Genomic DNA, 18,356 nt, shown 5'->3' with positions numbered 1-18,356 from the left:
AGATGTCGCTGATCTGCTGTTCGAGGGAAGCCTGGCCGTCCTGTCAAACACGAGGCGAAATTGGCCTGCAAACCGGGACCTGCCACACGCGGTGACTTCGTCGAGCCATTTGCCGGCGTGGACATCGACCACCAGTTGACCATAGCAGAAAGATTCAGCTGCATGCGTTCGTGCAGCTGCGCTGCAATGATCAAGCCAAAAGCGCCGGCGAGAGCGGTGCGTCCTCACCTGATGCAATGTGGTGCGCGCTCTAGTATAGTGCATTTTCCGGCAGAACCGTACCGGCAAAGAAACGTCGAGGATTGTCCTCCAGGATTGAGACGATATCCGTTTCGAGGACGCCGCGGGCACGTAGCATCGGGATGAACTCGGTGAACATGTAGGTGTGTTCTTGCCAAAGCCTTCGTGACTTCAAGTCTTCGATTCTGGCGATCTCCTCGGAAGTCAGCCGGCGCGCCGAAGGCTTGCCGAGGTGACCGCAGAGCCGATCCATGCTCATCATCACCTGCGACCGAAAACCATCGCGCACGAGCTTCGCCACATTGCCGGCACGAACCTCGTCAGGCTGGACGTGGTCTGCCCCGATTTGATCGAACCCGATGTAAGAACCACCCTCGACGATCCGTCGATGGTAAAGGTGATCGGCGTTGCCGCAGCAATGACCGATGAGGCATCGATGGGCGGCAACGCCGCCGATCGCGAACAGCTCCTGCTGCTCGGGCCCGGCACACCCATCCGTGGTGTGAGTAATGATCGGCACTCCCGTTGCTCTCTGTGCGATACAGGCGGCGGCGAGGAATTTCTTCTCCTGATCGGTGACAGCCGGCGCGCTCGTCGAGACTTTGAGGGCGCCCGCCTTCACGCCAGTTTCGCCGATCCCATGAGTGATCTCGCGGATATAGAGCTCCGCGATCTCATCTACGGTACGGGCGCGCCAGTAGAACGGCAGCCCCCTTTCCTCGTAGTAGAATCCGGTAGTGCAAATGATCTGCATGCCGGCTTTTTCAGAAACCTCTTTCATCAGGGTGACGTCGCGGCCGAGCTCGATTGGACAAGGATCGACGAAGGTACGTACGTTATGGTCAGTACGCAGTTGGACCAGCCGCCGGACGGCCTCCGCAATCAAGTCCGCACGGCTGAATCTGGCGAGCGGATCGAACCAGGCGCCTGGAAAGGCGATGAACAGGTGCTCATGCATCAGGGTGCGTCCGAGGCTCTCGACCGGGATCGCCCCTGTAACCGTCTCAATCATCATGGGAAACACTTCTCCTTACGTGCTTTTTTCCGCGCGCATATCGGTTTGCTTCCCGGAAAGCAGGCACTCGATCGTTTTGGGCTGCTGTTCTGCCCGTTGGCCCATGCGGCCCAAGTCTCTCTGCCGTCGACATTCGGATGCCGGGAAAAATGGAGGGTTGGCGCAGATACCAAAATGAAGAGCAGCCCCCATGGTCGACCGGCAATTGAGCCGGCGGTCTTGCTCAAAAACGCCGCCTCGCCCAGCTGATCAAGGACGACGTCCATCGCCCAGGTCTCGTTGGGGCGCGTCGCGAGCCCTAACGCCATCCCTGCGTATCCTTTTGCTGCAATTGCGGACAGAACTCACTGCAGAAGCGCGCCTGTTTTGGTCTGCACGTGGCGCCATCCCTCGTGAAGCAACACGACATGAACCCGGCGATCGCCATTGCGAAGCGAAGAGGCAGTGTTCCTTCCACGGCATCTGGCAGACTCGGCTCGCATCACGAGCGCAGATGCCGAGAGGGGCCGCATCGACAAGGCGCCCGAATGTAGATCCGGTTTCAGCGAGAAGGCTCAAGAGCCGCGGCGCTCCCGATGACAGATTGACCTGAGTTACCCACGTGCATGAGTTGGGCCAGGTATGTCGACGAAAACTGCTGCGAGACATCCAGGTAATTGTTGCGTTTGCAACAGATTGTCAGATTACTGACGGTCGCAGGTCTGTTTCCGAACAGAAGGCACCTGGTGTGCCGCGCGAACTCGAGATAGCTCGCAGTATCGAGAATGCGGTCGGTCGGCTACCGCATCGTCGCGGCAGTCCTGCTCGCCTTTGGCACGGCTCCTCACTTTCGGCTGCGGCGGCGCGACTTGTGATCATGCCCGCCCAGGGCTTTGATCAGAAGATGTTTGCTCGGACTGGAAAGACGGCCCTACCAGCCCTTCCGATGGCCTGCGAATCAAATGAACGATGGAGCGCGATAGCAAGGTGCAGAAACTTCCTGAAGAGTTCTCGGCCGTCATGCACCGTGTACTGGCAGAGCAGTACCAGACGTGCACGGGCTGCCCGGGCGGGAGACCATGTGGTGCTTCGGCCTGGCGTCCTCCCGGTCATCTCTTGATGGGCTCAATCGTGACAGCGAACGCGTCGACAGCGAGCCCAACACTGGCTGCAACTTTCAGGCGGACTCCCCTGTCCAGCGCTCATACAGCGTTGCCAGTTATCATTGCCGTGACAAAATGGCTGATGCGGGAATTGTCGACCGGACCGATGATGCAGCTTTTAGTGCGTCAGTAGACTTGCTCGTACAAGCTGCAGATCTCCCGTTGAGTTTTTCCCTCCACGAACGCCATCTCTCCCTTCTTGTGCTTTGCGTATGTCTCAGCGAACCCGACCGGAAACCACGCGGTGACCGTGGGATTCGTCAGCAAGCGATCAAGCGCTTCGGATAAAGATGTGGGCAAGCGGCAGTATCCACGTCTCGCCAAAGCCGATGGATCAAGAAGCGAGAGGTCCTCGGTGGTTGCGTCGGGTGTCGGCAGTTCGTCTTCAATGCCCTGGACACCGGCGTGTACGATGGCGGCGAGTTGCAGGTGCGGGCTCGCGGTGGCGTCGGCCGCGCGAAATTCAAAATTGAATTGAGCTGCGTTGGAAACATCACTCAGATCAGAAACGGGGCAGATGCGTACTGAAGCCTCACGGTCGCGGAAGCCGAGGTTATTGAAGGCCGCGCTCCAACGATGTGGTGTGAGCCGCAGATAGGATACGACGCTCGGCGCTGTGATCGCGACGATCGCGGGAAGGTACTTGAGAATGCCGGCAACAAACTGGCCTGCGGTCCTGGAAAGCTCATGTTTGCCGTTTGGATCCCACGTTGCCGGCCTGTCGTCATTGAGGAAGCTGAGATGGATGTGAACGCCGTTGCCCACGCCCGCCGGGTCCCTGATCGGGGTGAATGTGACGTCCTTCCCGAATGCGTTGGCAACCAGGCGAACGAGCTCGCGCAGGATCGCAGACTGATCCGCTATGGCGATCCCCCGCGACGGTCCCATGGTGACTTCATACTGCCCCGCGCCAAATTCTTTCATGAAAGTGTCCGGCTCCAGCCCTGCGGCGCGCATCGCTGCCACAAGTGCCTCGGCCAGGCGTCGCTCGATGCGGAAGCCGTTAACGCTGTAGGCCTCTCCAATGCGACCTGCATCGTTCCGGAACTGGAATTCGTGTTCGAAAGCCCCGAATAGCGTCAGGCCTGTCACCCGATCGAGGCGATCGAGAGCCCCCCTCAGGATCGAACGGGTGCAGAATTCCCACGGCCGCCCATCAGTGTGACGGATATCACCGAGCGCGAAATGCTCCGCCGGCAAATCGTCGCTCAGTTGTACGCGCACCCTTGCAGCTTCATCGGGAATGAGGACGAGATCACCAAGCGAGCCAAACGGGCTTTCCGCAATGGTGTCGAAACAGGTGATCTGGGCGTTGGTCGGCGTCCAGCCAATGCCCCGCTTTGCCCGCTTGTCGAGCTGCGAAGCGGGAAACGCCTTGCCACGAACCTTGCCGGCAAGATCCGTGCAGCATGCGATCAGCATTTCCTCAGCGATCATCTTTTTGCTCCGAAGGCTGACCCGGCGGCACCAGACGAAGTCTGTCCCAGGCCTCCAGCCGTTTTTTCGTCGTTGACCAATTCGATTCCGATACCTTGACGATCAAGGCCTCGACCAGGGTGAGTGCGCAGACGAGCGTGTCCCATGCTGTTTCAATTTCGATCGGCAGGGCAACGACATGGTCGCTATGGCGAGCGATTGGCGACATCCACTTGTCAGTGATCAGCACGATCGACGGCCGGCATTCCCTTGCGACGATGTCGGCAAGCGTCTGCAGGTCGGGCTGATAGCGGCGAAAGTCGAACAGGACGAGGACATCCTGCCTGCGGATCGCCAGCAGCTGGTCGGGCCAGTGCTCGGGATTGGGTGGAAGATGATAGACCTTCGGTCGAATCTGCTTGAGGTGCACCGACAGGAAGCGGGCGATGCTGTCACTGACGCGCCCGCCAAGCACGAAAACTGCCCGGCTGGGATCGGCAATGAGCCCAAGAATCCGGTCGAACTGCTCCTGCGGAACGCTGGCGCTCATCTCATGTAGCCGGTCGGAAGCCCGCCGGGCGTAGTCGGCCAGAAAGGCACGACGGCTGCCTGGCTTTTCAGTAGCCTTGAGCTCCAGCGGCGAGCGTCGGCTTTCGCGCAATTCTCCTATCAACTGGCGCTGAAACTCCTGATAGCCGGCAAAGCCAATCTTGGTGACGAAGCGCGTGATCGACGGCGCACTGACCCCCGTACGCTCGGCCAGCTCCTGGATGGTCTGGAGGGCGCCGAATGGATAGTCCGCAAGCACGGCATTGGAAATCTTGCGCTCGCTGGCGGTCAGATTGGCGCTTTCACGCCTTATTGTTTCACGCACGGTCATGATGGCTGCAGAAGCTGATTGGCGGAGAATGGGATGCCCCATATTCGGACACTATCGACCATGAAAATAAATAGTCAAACGAAAAAAATAATTTGACTTTGATCGATAATTTTTGCCTTTATGGCGAGACACCCCCCCGGCTACGGTGTTGTTGCCGCGGGTGTGTCCGAGTCCTTGCACATGCGCGCTCGACGTTTCGCCGGCGGCACAATCTCTCATGAAGACCAACAGATATTGTTGTTTCGCGCATCGTGCGTCCAAGTCGCCATTCAACTTCCGTGCTGCGGCGCAGTCACTTCATCAGCGGAGTGGCCTACGGCACAAACGACAGGATCACTGCCTGAGTTTGCTCAGAAGGCAGCTGACGGCGTTTGCCTAGTCCTGAGCAGGACCAGCCAGGCAGAGTAACTGGCGAACATGCTCCCGAGACAGCTTGTCTTCAATGGCAAGACCATCACAGGCGAGCGTGACGTGCACGACAAGCGGATCGCAAATAGCCGCTTTTGATTGCGCCCAGGCAAGTTGGCGGCGCCTGCTTCAAGCCGGATACAGCAAACAAATGGCCGGCTTGTCGAAATCCATCGAAAAGGACGCCCACAAAGCGGGATTTGAGTGTCGACGGGAGGCTCTTTGCATTTATCAAGATTCAGACATTGCCACACTTGGCGAGCTTAGCTCGCAAGGATCGAGATGCCAGGAGAGGGACGTACCATGGCTGATCGCGTGCCCGCCGGCCTGGACGTGCGTGATCGCTCCGCAGATGCAGCTCTCAAGCCGGGGCGCAGCACTCACCGGTTGCTTCAGCGGCCTGGTCCCGGGACGTACCCCTGTGTCAGAAATGCGGTGCTGGCGAGAGTCTCCCTTCAGGATCTCGCGCCAATGACGAAGTTCCTCGAGCCGGTCGTCCTGAACGAGCGCATGGTTTTGCAGGAGCGGAAAAAGCCTCCCGAGTATGTTTACTTCGTCGAGTCAGGGCTCGTCTCGCTGAGAATTGTCGCAGCGGGAAGCATCCTTGAAACTGCAGTGATCGGATATCAAGGGGCGGTCGGTGCCTCGTTCTTCACGGGAGGACATCTTTCGACACTTGAAGCTGTTGTTCTCCTTCCTGGAAACGGGCACAGAATTCGTGTCGAGGACTTGCGTCGAGTGATGAACGAGCGTCCTGAAATCCGGGGAAGCCTTTTTCGGTACGCTCAGGCCCTGGCCCTGCATTGCGCCCAGACAGGATTATGCGCCGTTCGGCACCGTTGCGAAGAGCGGCTTGCGACCTGGTTATGTCTGGCGAGTGACGCTGCTGGCGCTCAAGTACTTCCAGTTACCCATGAGTACCTTTCGTCTGTCCTAGGATTGCGCCGCACCACCGTAACCGAAACCCTGATCCGGTTCGAAGAACAGGGATTCATTCGCAAGATGCGCGGCATCCTGCACCTCGATGAACGCAGCGATCTCGAACAGAGGGCATGTGGCTGTTACAAGCTTGTTTCGGAGGCTTATTCTTCGTCCGCGTCCTGATCTCAGGGGAGGGGGCAGCCGACTGCAAAAGTCACTGCAGACGTTCTGCTCCAGCCTTTCGACCCTGGACGGAACTGCCTCGCGGCGGCGTCACCTGCGCGCAGCCGATTGGTGTGTGACAGTATATGCCTTCCCTGGCAGCTCCGGACATCCGACCACTTCCGGATGGTCGGGCAGCATCATTTTCGACGGCGCTAATCCGTACGCAACGCTGCATGACGACCAGCTGAGCACTTCTCACGTGTACACGCGTTTTATCTCGTTAGGCTGGAGGCGCAGCCCAGTTTCTCACCGAGCTCCAGCGGGGCACACCGAAACGTCGAGCCAAGCTTGTCGCGTCCAAATGATCTGCGGCTCATCCAGGAATCGGCACGCACCGGATGAAGAGCACTCGATGCACCGATCCGCGAGAGGGGGCAGCCACATCAATCCTCGGGCGGAGCCGCAATTGGAACAGCAAAGCCTACCTTGACGCGGTCCATGATGACCATCGTCTTGAAGCCCTTGATGTCCGGGTTCTCATAGAAGAACCGCCGGGTGAACTGCTCATACTCTTCCATGGTAGGGGCGGTGACATACAGGACAAAGTCGGCCTCGCCCGTGACGTAGAAGCCATTGACGACGTCAACAGACGACCTGATCGCCTTCTTGAACCTGTCGATGATATCCGAACGCTCCCGCTCCAGGTTGACCAGCACGAGCATCTGAATGGGCCTTCCCGCTGCCTTCGCCGAAACGATGGAGACATCGGCCTCGATGATACCTTCCGAACGGAGCCTCTTCAGTCGTCGCTGACACGCGGTCGCGGAAAGGCCTGCCATTTCGCCGATCACCTCGGATGTCAAACGATTGTTCTTCTGCACGATCTCGAGGATTCGAGCGTCTATCCGATCGTACTGCATGTCGTCTCCAGCCTTGGTGAGTTTCGTCGCAAAATGCCTGCGCGATGCAGGAAATCATCTTAGCGTCAGGCAATGCGACGCAAATGTCTCCTGCGGCGCCAGTATCCTGAATGCACAGGAAACTTCAACAAACTGTACGCTTCGGACCTTCGAATGGCTCTTGAAACCAGCCGGCACAAAAGCCCTAATTTGCCCGGTCTTGCCGCCAGCTACCTGCAGGACCTGCGCCGTCGCGATTTTCTGGCAGGAGACGCGCTGATCGATGGCCGCTGGGTTTCGAGCGACCAGAGGGACGTGGTGGTCGATCCGGCGACCGGGGAAGAGATCGCGGATGTGGCTCGTTGCTCAGCTTCGGATATGAGTCTTGCGATCGCGGCAGCTGATCGATCGTTTGCTGCGTGGCGAAGGTTGTTGCCAGCAGAGCGTGGGGCGCTCCTCAGGTCCTGGGCGTCATTGATGCTCGACCATACGGAAGAGCTCGCCGTCCTGGTGACGAGCGAGCAGGGCAAGCCACTCCGGGAGGCTCGCCAGGAAATTGCATACGGTGCTGGATTTCTCGACTGGTTCGCCGCGGAGGGCGAGCGTGCATACGGTGAGACAATTCCGAGCCACAAGGCAGGAAGCCTGCTTCAGGTGCGAATGCAGCCAATCGGCGTGGCGGCGGCGATTACTCCGTGGAATTTTCCTCTCGCAATGATTACTCGAAAGGCCGGGGCCGCCCTTGCGGCCGGTTGCCCAGCCATTGTGAAGCCCGCGCCGGAGACGCCGCTTACTGCACTTGCCGTGGCCAGGCTGGCTGAAGAGGCCCGCATCCCGCGCGGCGTGTTTCAGGTGGTGGTTGGTCATCCGGTCGAACTGTCGACGCCGCTGTTGCGCGATACGAGGATACGCGCCCTTTCATTCACCGGTTCTACCGAGGTCGGCCGCCTGCTTCTCGAGGGGGCCGCCGACACGATCAAGAAGGTCTCGCTGGAGCTGGGCGGACATGCCCCTTTCCTCATCTTTGATGACGTTGACCTCGAGAAGGCCGTCAACGGGGCGATGGCCGCGAAGTTCGCTACGTCAGGCCAGGACTGCCTCGCCGCCAACCGCATCTATGTTCAAAAAGCCATCTATCCCGCCTTCGTTGATGCTTTTGCTGCGGCGATGGCTCAACTGAAAGTCGGTCATGGTCTCGTAGCTGCAACAGACATTGGACCAATGACCAGGCTATCGGTCGCTAACAAGTGCAGGGCTCAGATCGATGATGCCGTGAAAAAGGGCGCCCGCATTCTTTGCACTCATCGAGGCGCCAGTCTGGGTCCGAACTTCGTTCCGCCGACGCTGCTGGGCGATGTCACTGAAGACATGCTCATTGCGCGTGAGGAGACGTTTGGACCAGTAGCTGCCGTACTTCCGTTCGAATCTGAAGAAGAGGTCGTCGCCCGGGCAAATGCCAACGAAATGGGGCTGGCCGGGTACATCTACACGAACGATCTGCGTCGGGCGCTTCGCCTTTCCGAGCAGATCGAGTGCGGCATGCTCGGTATCAATACGGCCTCCTTCACAGGCCCGCCGATTCCGTTTGGCGGGTGGAAGCAATCCGGCCTCGGCCGCGAGGGCTCGCGGCACGGCTTGGCGGAATACATGGAACTCAAATACGTCTGCTTCGGTGATCTGGTAGCTTAGGAGAACTGGAATGATCGACATGAAAACCATCGCCGAACAGGATCGCTCAAGTGTCCTGCATCCATTCACCCAGCTCAAGGAATTCGCCACAGGCAAGATCGGCGATCCGACGGTCGTCACGGGCGGTCGAGGCATCCGCATCGAAGATGCCGCTGGACACAGCTACATCGATGCCTTTGCCGGCCTGTACTGCGTAAACATTGGCTACGGTCGGACCGAAGTGGCTGACGCTATCGCGCGGCAGGCTCATAAGCTGGCCTACTACCACACATATGCCGCCCACACGACTGAGGAGCTGGCGAAGCTGGCTGATCGTCTCGTGCGAATGGCGCCGGGCAGGCCAGCCAAGGTGTTCTTCGGCTTGTCAGGATCGGATGCCAATGAAACCCAGGCTAAGCTCGTCTGGTACTACAACAACCTGCGTGGCAAGCCGAAGAAGAAAAAAATCATCTCTCGCGACCGCGGCTACCATGGCTGCTCAGTGGTTTCGGGCTCGATGACCGGAATGTCGTTCTACCATGATCATATGGACCTTCCCTTTCCAGGCATCCTGCATACCGGTGCACCCCACCATTATTGGGGCGCCGAGCAAGGCGAGAGCGAGGAGGCCTTCTCTCGCCGGCGTGCTGCCGAGCTCGAGCAGCTGATCCTGCGGGAGGGGCCCGAAACGGTTGGTGCCTTCATCGGCGAGCCGGTGCTGGGGACGGGCGGTATCACCCCGCCGCCGGCGACCTACTGGCGTGAAATCCAGGCCGTGCTTCGTCGTTACGACGTGTTGCTGATCGCCGATGAGGTGATTTGTGGGTTCGGGCGAACCGGGGCGGATTTCGGCAGCACGCTTTACGAAATCGAGCCTGACCTCGTGACCATCGCCAAAGGCCTGACCTCCGGCTACGTGCCGCTCTCGGCAGCGATCGTTGGTGAAAAGGTCTACGCCGTCATGGAGGAAGCCGCGGACACAGTGGGGGCATTCTCGCACGGATATACCTATTCAGGGCACCCGATTGCCGCCGCGGCCGCCAACGCGGTGCTTGATATCGTCGAAAGGGAGCAACTAAGCGATCGTGCCAGAATCGTCGGCGCGCATTTCCAGAACAGACTTAGGGAGCGGTTCGCGCAGCTCGAGAATGTCGGGGAAGTGCGAGGCGTCGGCTTGCTCGGCGCGATCGAGTTCGTTGCAGATCGCCATACGAAACGGCGATTTGATCCGCAGCTCAAGATCGGTTCCCGCATTTCAAAAGCGGCACGTGATCGCGGGCTCATTGCTCGCGCGATGCCGCATGGCGACATTCTTGGTTTTGCTCCGCCTCTCGTTGTCTCCGAAACCGAAATAGACGAGATTGTCGAACTGGCGTACGGGGCGACACGGCAGGTGCTCGATGAGCTCTCAAGGGAAGCAGCCATTGGCTGAAAGCTGTTTGACTGATCGCTGCGAGCTCTCGCGAGGCGTTTCGCCTTCAATTGGCTCGCGCTGAAGGTTGGTTGCGCGGCGGGCGCGCAGCCCAATCTCGGCGTGCTTTAAGATGATGCCGGTGCTTCTCGAGAGCAACAGGCAACCCGCTGGTCAGACCGCGCCTTTCATCTCTGATGGGAAAACGCGTCGAAGACAGGGCGTGCATAGGGATAATGAGCTTGCCTCTGCCAGCTTTGCCCAGCACCTGTCCGCATTGCGCCATTGATCACGCCATTCAGAACAGCCGCTATTCTGAAACCACGACCGTGCGGATCATGCCGCCGGCAAAGTCCACACTCGACCAGCCACTGTCGAGCTCAGGCTGACGGTCTGATCGCAAAAAAAAATGCGAATGTTCCGGCTTACGCGCGGAGTTTGGCAGCTGCGAGGGCCAGATCTTCGTGATCGAGTTATTGTTGCTCGCCGGCAGCAGCTTGGCGCAAGAATTCCATCAGGTCCTTCAATGCCGTTTGCTCCTGGGCGAACAGGTCGGTCAGATCGTCGGACGTTATCGGTGGCGTTGAGCGAAAGCTCGTGCTGATAGCCGCGTCGGTCTTGCGCCGCAGTTCCGCGAGCACCTTCACGCGTTTTTGCCATTCCTGGTGCCAGTACTGAGTACCCTTGGCATCGGGCGAGGATATTTTGGTGAGATGGTCACTGGCTACACGAGCCGGCGCCTGGCCCTTATCATCCCTCCAGCCCCTGGGCACCGTTCTGCGGAGGGTGGCCTCAGGCCCAACAACGGCAGTTGGCTCGCCGTATACGGTGTCAAATCCAAAAAGCTTATGGCTAACCCGGTCTCCCCCATCTAAAGGGACATTCGTTGTGCTCCATCGAGCGTCTCCTGTTGCTTGCCTTGCCTTAAGATACCCCCGCCTGTCAGCGCGATCAAATCCAGTAAGATACCTCAGTTGCTCGATTGTGGGGATCTACATCTGGCATGGCCTCTTTGGGCGCAGCGAAGATGAGCAATTTCAAAGTTAATCTGTCGGAGCGCCGTGGCTTATCCTAGGACGCTCGCTTCCTCCCAAGCTTTTCTTTTTTAGCTCGTGGAGCGCCGGCTTCGCCGGTGCGCTCCGCCCAGTCTTCGACAAACCGCTCACTTCCGCTCCGGCAGATTAACTTTGCGGCCGCACAGCCCCTGCGGCCCTTGGGAAAGGACCGACCATGGCTTCAACATCCCGATCCCGTCACGACATTCACCAGCGCGGGCCGCGCTCGCAGTATTTACCTTCGTGCTCGAAGACGAAGGCGCAACAGCTTAGTGCGGCCACAACGGAGTGTGGCGCGACGAATCTGAGAAAGATATCTTGAGGGCGAGCACTGCCCCACCCTGCATCGAAGCGAACAACCGGCACGCCTCTGTTTCCCTCATGCGCTGCTTATTGGCGGCAGAGCGTTTCCTGCGCAAAAGGGCAACGGGATGCTTGCGAATACGACCTGCAAGGACCGGCCGCGGGCAAATGATCGATAAAGCAGGCTGCATCAGAGTGAAGCATCTGATTACGCAGGAGCGCGTGGCGGAAACCCAATTCCGCGAGGTGCAGGATGCGGACGTTCAGCTGTCCAGGATGCCTTTCCAAGAGAGCTAAAGCCGCATCCGCTCGTCTTCGCGAGCTTTCTTGTCGATTTGGGCTCTTGCATCTTTCCTCCCGACGCGCGAACGCGCGCTCATACCACTGAAGCCCAAAGGCGCTGACCTGAGTCACCCTTCGCCCCACAACGGGGAGGTCTGTTGCCGGACGACGTTGAGCGAGGCGGCTTTCTTGCGCCCGCCAAGACAGCATCCCGAAAGAATCGTGCACGGCAGATCAGATTCGGCCGCGCGTCGTCCTTTACTCCATGCTCAGTTCGTGCCGTCCCACAACCATCCAGTGGACCTCGTCGGGACCGTCGGTCATGCGCAACTGGCGGACATCCGTGTACATTTCGGCGAGCGGAGTCCAGTTTGAAATGCCGGTTGCGCCGTGCATCTGTATCGCCTGATCGATAATTCGGGAGGCACGCTCCGGTACCATGGCCTTGATCATACTGACCCAGACACGCGCCTCCCTGTTGCCGAGCACATCCATGGCCCTCGCAGCCTTCAGGACCATGAGCCGCATGGCCTCGATTTCGCAGCGGGCCTGCGCGATGATTTGCAGATTGCCGCCGAGACGGGCAATCTTCCTGCCGAAGGCCTCGCGGGTGAGCCCGCGGCGCACCATCATGTCGAGTGCTTTCTCAGCCTTGCCGATGACGCGCATGCAGTGGTGGATGCGGCCCGGACCGAGGCGGATCTGCGAGATCTCGAAGCCGCGGCCCTCCTCAAGCAGAATATTTTCCTTCGGTACCCGGACATTGTTGAAGCGCAGGTGCATGTGGCCGCGCGGCGCGTGGTCCTGCCCGAAAACGTGCATGGGTCCGAGGATCTCGACGCCGGGCGTGTCCTTGGGCACCAGAATCTGCGAATGCTGCCTGCTGGGCGGTGCATCCTGGTTGGTCCTCGCCATCACGATCATGATCTTGCAGCGCGGATCGCCTGCGCCGGAGATGAAGTATTTCTCGCCGTTGATCACCCACTCATCACCGACAAGCCTTGCGCTTGTCGAGATGTTCCTCGCGTCCGATGAGGCCACGTCTGGCTCGGTCATGGCATAAGCCGACCGAATTTCACCGTTGAGCAGCGGCTTCAGCCATTTATCCTTCTGCTCCGGCGTGCCGACACGCTCCAGCACCTCCATGTTGCCGGTATCGGGCGCCGCGCAGTTAACGGTCTCAGGTGCAAGCAGGTCCTTGCCAAGCTCGGCGGCGATGTAGGCAAAGTCCAGATTCTTCATTCCCTCGCCAGTGTGTGCATCGGGCAGAAAGAAGTTCCACAAGCCCTCCGCCCTGGCCCTCGATTTCGCTTGTTCGATCATTTCGAGCTGGGTCCGTGTGAAGGTCCAGCGGTCGGCTGTCTCCTCGGGAAGCTTCTCGAGCTCGGCTGAAATCGGTTCCACGGTTTCCCGGATGAACTTGCGCACCCGCTCGTACAATGGCCGCACCCCCTCGGACATGCGAAGGTCGTTCAGCTCGTCGCCTGGGTTGAGGCTGTAGTTGGTGCAACGGACCGGTGCTGCGATGTTCATGATTCGGCTCCTCAAGGCGCTATCAATATTCACGGTAGCCGCCGAAACGACAGCTGAAGGCTAATCCCTTGACATTGCGGTCTGCACTGTTCTGTCCCTACAACGCCGAGTTGACGCATTGCGTTCGTTGGGAGAAAACCCTAAAGCCACCAGAGAGCGTGGGTACCCGGCCTCGTAATTTGCCCCACCTTGAACGTGCGTTTCGTGCTGCAGCCGGCAGTGGGTGTTGCACGAGCACAGGACTCCCAATGCGCGCGGTCAGGCGCCTATTGGAAAGCCGCCATCGAACGCGTGCCATTGATGGGGTTCCGCTGATATCCGCCTGCGGCAGCGGCGATTGATTACACACCAGTTCATCCGGATAGGGCGCAGCGAGCCCATCAACTATGGCGGGATCCTCTCGATCACATCTGGCGGACCAAGGGTATGAGACGGGCCAGTATCCACTCACTGTGGGAATTCTAAATCTGCTCGGAGGCTCGGAGGAACCGCAAGTGATAGCCCCGCCGATCGAAGTGAGTCGGGCTTGAGCGTTTCGCTGCACCATAGCGATAAACGGGCCTCTCCTGTTCTGCTCGTGGAGATTACCGCGCGTGAATTCCTCAGCGATACTGCCGGCCCTGGTAGGCAGGATCTTAGTTCTCATCGAAGTACTGGAATTCTGCCTGAGATCATGCGTCGCGCGCAATACATACTGACGCGGAGGGCCGCGACGCCTGTTTTCGCGGCTAACGTCGTTGCCGCTACGCTGCTCTTTGCAGCCGCGCCTGACCAGGGATAAAGCCTTGACAATAACTCCCACCAACGAGCTCAATAGCTTCAAAGTGTGCCCGTCGTGGAGGCGTTACAATATCCATGCCGCTGGCCAGCGCTGGCAAGCAAGCGGTCGCTTCTATCGAAAGCGATATCCAGCAAGGCGTACAATTATCCGGATATTGGGATCAGCCTCGCCCGGAGCCGCCTGCGCGCGAAAGGTGGCGTATTTCACTCGCGCACCTAGAAGGCGATGCCGCCTTCAAATGTTAATGGACTCAACCATCCCTTCCTTTTGGGTGCAGGATCTTCCTCTCTCGAGTAAGTCGACAGCCCTCGCAGTAGCTCTTCAGAAGGCGGGACCAGCGAGATGCCCGTGACTTGGGCAAACACGTCCATCCCATTCTTGAGCTCCAGCACGTCAAAGGAGCGGCGCGTAACACGCGATAAAAATTGCGCGCCGGCGCCACTGGTTTTGAGTGCAAGGAGTAACGTGACCTCTGCGCCGCCGAGCGGCACCGAGGCCTTGATGCGGGCCGGAAACACATTGAGTATCGAGCTCCCGCGTGGATCCTCACGCGAGATGCTAACGTCGCAGGCTGCGATGCGAAGCCGTTGCTGCGTGCCCGGTGCAAGTGGCTTGCCTGGGATCAACAGGCGTGCACCTTTAAAGACGAGGACGAGCAATCCATAGCTCTCGTCATAGCCGCTGACGACGGCATCAAGACTGACGGCGGCTTCTTGGCGTGTGGCAAGCGGCAACGCAAGGTCGCTCTGCAGGACATGCAACGGCGCGGCTGCTGTAACCATGCCGTGTTTCATCATGACTAGATGATCGGCCAGGCGTTCTATATCAGACATGTCATTGCTGACATAGATTATTGGCAGCGTGAGTCTCTCATGCAATCGCTCTAGAAATGGCAGAAGCTCGCGCCTGCCAGAGCGATCGAGCCCGGCAAGCGGCTCCTCCATCACAAGCAGTCGAGGCTGGGATAATAACGCGTTGCCAATGACGATACGCTGCCGTTCGGCGTCGGAAATAAGTGAGGGAGAACGGTCAAGCAGCGGCGCCAGATCGAGCAGTTCGAGTACCGCATCAACCTCTATCAGAGTCGGTTCGAATTTTGATGCGCCGTAAAGTAAGTTCCGCCTGACAGACAGATCGGAAAAAAGGATCGGCCGTTGAAAAATATAGCCTATGGGACGCAGATGCGGCGGGCGGAATGTGTCTTCGTCCTGCCAAACCTCCCCATCCAAGGCACAGAATCCCGTTGGCAGACGCTCGAGACCGCCAATGCAGCGCGCGACCGTTGTGTTGCCGCAACCTGAAATGGCCGTTATTCCAGCGGCCGGCACGCTGAATTCGACATCGAGCGGAGTGCCCGCGAGCGAACCTCTGAAGACGACTTCAATCAAGCCAGGCTGTGCTATTCTCATGTGCTCTATCAGTCGATCAGGTACGTGGAGGACAAGCCAAATGCGGACATCACCAGGCCGCCGGCACTCCAGCGCGCGACACCCCTGCCGAGTGAGACGCAATAAGGGGCGCATTGCAGATCGACAGTTTTTCACTGGCGAGTAAGCCGAGCTCCACTGGGGGCCCCACGCTCCGAGTACGCTTGTACTCCGGGTCAAGTAGGTTTGCAGTTGGTGAAGAACATGGATGAGGGCCTATGAACATGCTTCCAAGCTCTTGGTCATGAACGTCCGGGATGTTCCGGGCCCGTCGGAAGGTGTTCGCCCGAGGGCCTTCCATCCATTTCGAGCGTAGAAACCTGAAAGACTGATGGTGTAGAGGAAAGCCCATCGGCAGCCACGCCGCCGGCCTTCGTCTTCAAATGCGTTTAAGACCATAGTTCCTAGTCCCTTTCCGCGGAATGGCTCGGGCAAAAAGAATGCATCCAGGAATAGCAACCCGACTGACGAAAGTCCGATCGCACCTCCGACGACGTGTTGAGTTTTAGGGTCTTCCAACGCCACAACAAGGGGACGATTGTCGCCGGTGCTGGTGATAACAACATCGGGATCGTCAAGGCGTCCCTCGATTGCCTTTACGATGGAAGAAGGAACTACGTCTGTCACCACAATGTTCGGCATTGCACCTCGCCCATTGTCACCGCCTTTCTAAAAAGCGTGGCTATCCCGCATGAAAATCACGCTCATACGCTTGGTCGTCGGAAGGCGCATCATCAAAGTTGGTCAGTAAGATTGGGCAGACTACATACCTAGCCAAGCTCTGAAACTACCAAGATCAATAGTCGGCCAGTCGCGATCGCGTTTCAGATTTGGCAGCCCGGAAATGAAGAAGGATGGACAGCTCTGCTCGAAATGTCAGTTCTCGACTAAGTGTTCGCTGCTAGGGACCTGTGCACATTGAAAGGGGTCGTTCCTCCAAAGCGGGCGGAGAGAGGCAATGGAGCACCATGTCGGATTAGACGTGTCGCTGAAACTGACTTCGATCTGCATCGTCGATCAGACAGGAAAGGTCGAGCGCGAAGGAGTGGTTGCATCTGACCCGGAGGCGATCGCGGCGTTCATCAAATTGCACGCGACACACGTCGTTCGGATTGGACTCGAGACCGGCGCAACGTCGACATGGTTGTGGACCGAGCTGAATAAGATCGGCTTACCCGTTATCTGCATTGACGCCAGGCATGCGAAGGCACTTCTAAAGATGCAGATCAACAAGAGCGACCGAAATGACGCGGCTGGCATAGCGCGTATCATGCAATGTGGTTGGTACAAGGAGGTTGCGTCAAAGATCTCGACAATCATGCGACTAAAGCCCTTCTTGTCAGTCGAGCTCTGCTCGTAAAGATCAAGCGGGATATCGAAAATCAAATCAGGGTGCTCCTCAAGAATTTTGGGCTCGTCATCGGACGAGCAAAGATGAATATGTTTGCTGTGCGCGCCGCGCAGTTGGCCGAGGATCGGTCAGAGCTTTTTGCCGCGGTAGATCCATTGCTGAAGGCACGCGAGGCCGTCGAGCAATAGATTGTGGACCTTGACCGCAAGGTGCTGCGGCTGGCTCGCAATAATGCTGAGGTGCGACGGTTTATGACGGCTCCTGGCATCGGCCCGGTCACGGCCCTTTGGTTCCTTGCGACGATCGATGACCCCGCTCGCTTCAAGAGATCACGAAGCGTCGGTGCCTACGCAGGGCTAACGACCCGCCGATATGCATCCGGCGAGATTGACTGGACGGGACGAATCTCGAAATGCGGCGATAAGATGCTGCGAAGTTACCTCTACGAGGCGTCCAATGTGCTGCTCACAAGCGTAGCAAAATGGTCCGCACTCAAAGCGTGGGGCATTCGGCTTGCGAAACGAGGCGGGCTACGCAAAGCCTAGGTTGCGGTTGCCCGAAAACTTGCTGTCATTCTGCATCGGATGTGGATCGATGGTACCGAATTTAAATGGTCATCAAAGGATGCTGCTGATCAGCCTGCATAAAGGATAACGAGTTCCCGCCGAACAGCGGGAGCGAACGTCCCTGCCGGGACGCTGGCGTTGGTGAGATCGCCCCTGGCTTTGCGGTGCTCGAAAGGGCAAAGCGCGCTTCACACATTGATCCGCTAACGTCATCTTACGCCATCATGCGGAGGGCACCGCCCCTACCGCGGAGAGAACCGTGGACCCGGCAACGATGTTCAAGGAGAGCTTGACCTCACGCCCGGAATTAGAGAACAGCCAGGGTTCAGGGCCGCGGAAGAAGATGTAGCCCTGTCAATCAGCTATTGCACGTGGAGCCCAAGCAGCCGAGCGAAAAGGATTGCTGTAGTCATGGCGGAGAGAGCAAGCAAAGCCCAATACAGCAAGGCTGACAACTTTTTCCATTGGCAGAGTAGCGGTACACTGGACCATTTTGGCGAGAGCCCGGCGCTCGGCCCAAACAAAGCCTGATGCTAAGGGATAAGGCGATGCGACCTGGCGAAAAGAGAAGCAAACAGGCATACTGATACGGTCGGTGGCGAGCGCGACATCAGCTTTCATGTCTTCGGCCACATACAGATAGCAGCTCTGAGGCAGTCGAGTATCGCGTTTCAGGCTGCCTAGCGGCGATGGCGAAAGCTCCACACCGTCACCCCTCGACCTCGGTTTCGAATCGGCTCGCACTGCGGCAGCCTGGTGCGATCGCGCTAGATTACACCTCTTCGGTACTTGATCTTTCGACCGCCGCCGTGCCATCGGCTCGCCACGAACGGCTGGATCGGCAATTGCAGAATCTACGATCCGGGCGACGAACTCCCCGAACTTACGGTCGA

Annotated in this window: 12 protein-coding genes and 1 pseudogene; 4 read left to right on the top strand and 9 right to left on the bottom strand. The window is 58.5% G+C overall.

Going from position 1 to position 18,356, the window contains the following annotated elements; genetic code table 11:
- Positions 1–250 precede the first annotated feature (250 nt).
- From BRAD3257_RS33510 to BRAD3257_RS33500, 3 genes are all read right to left on the bottom strand, one after another.
- A complete protein-coding gene (locus BRAD3257_RS33510; protein ID WP_122405381.1) occupies positions 251–1,255 on the bottom strand; it encodes a phosphotriesterase family protein in 1,005 nt (334 codons plus the stop codon).
- A 1,268-nt stretch (positions 1,256–2,523) separates the two neighbouring features.
- Complete coding sequence (locus BRAD3257_RS33505; protein ID WP_122405380.1) at positions 2,524–3,834, bottom strand: type I glutamate--ammonia ligase; 1,311 nt, start codon at positions 3,832–3,834, stop codon at positions 2,524–2,526.
- Entirely contained in the window at positions 3,824–4,693 is an 870-nt protein-coding gene (locus BRAD3257_RS33500) for a MurR/RpiR family transcriptional regulator (protein ID WP_122405379.1), read from the bottom strand. The genes BRAD3257_RS33505 and BRAD3257_RS33500 overlap by 11 nt, the downstream gene beginning before the upstream one ends.
- Positions 4,694–5,404: 711 nt before the next feature.
- Here BRAD3257_RS33500 and BRAD3257_RS33495 point away from each other — a divergent pair.
- On the top strand, positions 5,405–6,205 hold the full coding sequence (locus tag BRAD3257_RS33495; RefSeq protein WP_122405378.1) for a Crp/Fnr family transcriptional regulator: 801 nt from the start codon (positions 5,405–5,407) through the stop codon (positions 6,203–6,205).
- A 425-nt stretch (positions 6,206–6,630) separates the two neighbouring features.
- Here BRAD3257_RS33495 and BRAD3257_RS33490 read toward each other — a convergent pair whose 3' ends face one another.
- Entirely contained in the window at positions 6,631–7,107 is a 477-nt protein-coding gene (locus BRAD3257_RS33490; RefSeq protein WP_122405377.1) for an Lrp/AsnC family transcriptional regulator, read from the bottom strand.
- A 189-nt stretch (positions 7,108–7,296) separates the two neighbouring features.
- Here BRAD3257_RS33490 and BRAD3257_RS33485 point away from each other — a divergent pair, with 189 nt between their 5' ends.
- On the top strand, positions 7,297–8,775 hold the full coding sequence (locus BRAD3257_RS33485) for an NAD-dependent succinate-semialdehyde dehydrogenase (RefSeq protein ID WP_122406890.1): 1,479 nt from the start codon (positions 7,297–7,299) through the stop codon (positions 8,773–8,775).
- A gap of 10 nt (positions 8,776–8,785) precedes the next feature.
- Entirely contained in the window at positions 8,786–10,186 is a 1,401-nt protein-coding gene (locus BRAD3257_RS33480; protein ID WP_122405376.1) for an aminotransferase, read from the top strand.
- 452 nt (positions 10,187–10,638) lie between these two features.
- Here BRAD3257_RS33480 and BRAD3257_RS39940 read toward each other — a convergent pair whose 3' ends face one another.
- The 4 genes from BRAD3257_RS39940 to BRAD3257_RS33460 form a co-directional block, all read right to left on the bottom strand.
- Positions 10,639–10,812, bottom strand: a complete 174-nt coding sequence (locus BRAD3257_RS39940) for a hypothetical protein (protein WP_160118913.1) — start codon at positions 10,810–10,812, stop codon at positions 10,639–10,641.
- 1,251 nt (positions 10,813–12,063) lie between these two features.
- A complete protein-coding gene (locus BRAD3257_RS33470) occupies positions 12,064–13,338 on the bottom strand; it encodes an acyl-CoA dehydrogenase family protein (protein ID WP_122405374.1) in 1,275 nt (424 codons plus the stop codon).
- Between the two features lie 996 nt (positions 13,339–14,334).
- Positions 14,335–15,528 carry a molybdenum ABC transporter ATP-binding protein gene (gene modC, locus BRAD3257_RS33465; protein WP_122405373.1) on the bottom strand — a complete coding sequence of 398 codons (1,194 nt, stop codon included), beginning with the start codon at positions 15,526–15,528 and terminating at the stop codon, positions 14,335–14,337.
- A gap of 234 nt (positions 15,529–15,762) precedes the next feature.
- Entirely contained in the window at positions 15,763–16,188 is a 426-nt protein-coding gene (locus tag BRAD3257_RS33460; protein ID WP_122405372.1) for a GNAT family N-acetyltransferase, read from the bottom strand.
- Between the two features lie 316 nt (positions 16,189–16,504).
- On the opposite strand from BRAD3257_RS33460, the pseudogene BRAD3257_RS33455 reads away from it, so the two are divergent.
- Positions 16,505–17,544: pseudogene (locus BRAD3257_RS33455) on the top strand (IS110 family RNA-guided transposase).
- A gap of 273 nt (positions 17,545–17,817) precedes the next feature.
- Here BRAD3257_RS33455 and BRAD3257_RS39510 read toward each other — a convergent pair.
- Positions 17,818–18,084 carry a hypothetical protein gene (locus BRAD3257_RS39510; protein WP_145987085.1) on the bottom strand — a complete coding sequence of 89 codons (267 nt, stop codon included), beginning with the start codon at positions 18,082–18,084 and terminating at the stop codon, positions 17,818–17,820.
- Positions 18,085–18,356: the final 272 nt, after the last annotated feature.

It is taken from the genome of Bradyrhizobium vignae, assembly GCF_900324035.1.
Taxonomy (GTDB): Bacteria; Pseudomonadota; Alphaproteobacteria; order Rhizobiales; family Xanthobacteraceae; genus Bradyrhizobium; species Bradyrhizobium vignae.
The sequence above is the reverse complement of the archived record's forward strand: the minus strand, read 5'-3'. Positions and strand labels throughout refer to the sequence as shown.

Coding starts and splice junctions, on each gene's coding strand:
- BRAD3257_RS33510 (WP_122405381.1), bottom strand. CDS start 1,255: ATGATGATTGAGACGGTTACAGGGGCGATCCCGGTCGAGAGCCTCGGA.
- BRAD3257_RS33505 (WP_122405380.1), bottom strand. CDS start 3,834: ATGATCGCTGAGGAAATGCTGATCGCATGCTGCACGGATCTTGCCGGC.
- BRAD3257_RS33500 (WP_122405379.1), bottom strand. CDS start 4,693: ATGACCGTGCGTGAAACAATAAGGCGTGAAAGCGCCAATCTGACCGCC.
- BRAD3257_RS33495 (WP_122405378.1), top strand. CDS start 5,405: ATGGCTGATCGCGTGCCCGCCGGCCTGGACGTGCGTGATCGCTCCGCA.
- BRAD3257_RS33490 (WP_122405377.1), bottom strand. CDS start 7,107: ATGCAGTACGATCGGATAGACGCTCGAATCCTCGAGATCGTGCAGAAG.
- BRAD3257_RS33480 (WP_122405376.1), top strand. CDS start 8,786: ATGATCGACATGAAAACCATCGCCGAACAGGATCGCTCAAGTGTCCTG.
- BRAD3257_RS33470 (WP_122405374.1), bottom strand. CDS start 13,338: ATGAACATCGCAGCACCGGTCCGTTGCACCAACTACAGCCTCAACCCA.
- modC (WP_122405373.1), bottom strand. CDS start 15,528: ATGAGAATAGCACAGCCTGGCTTGATTGAAGTCGTCTTCAGAGGTTCG.
- BRAD3257_RS33460 (WP_122405372.1), bottom strand. CDS start 16,188: ATGCCGAACATTGTGGTGACAGACGTAGTTCCTTCTTCCATCGTAAAG.
- BRAD3257_RS39510 (WP_145987085.1), bottom strand. CDS start 18,084: ATGAAAGCTGATGTCGCGCTCGCCACCGACCGTATCAGTATGCCTGTT.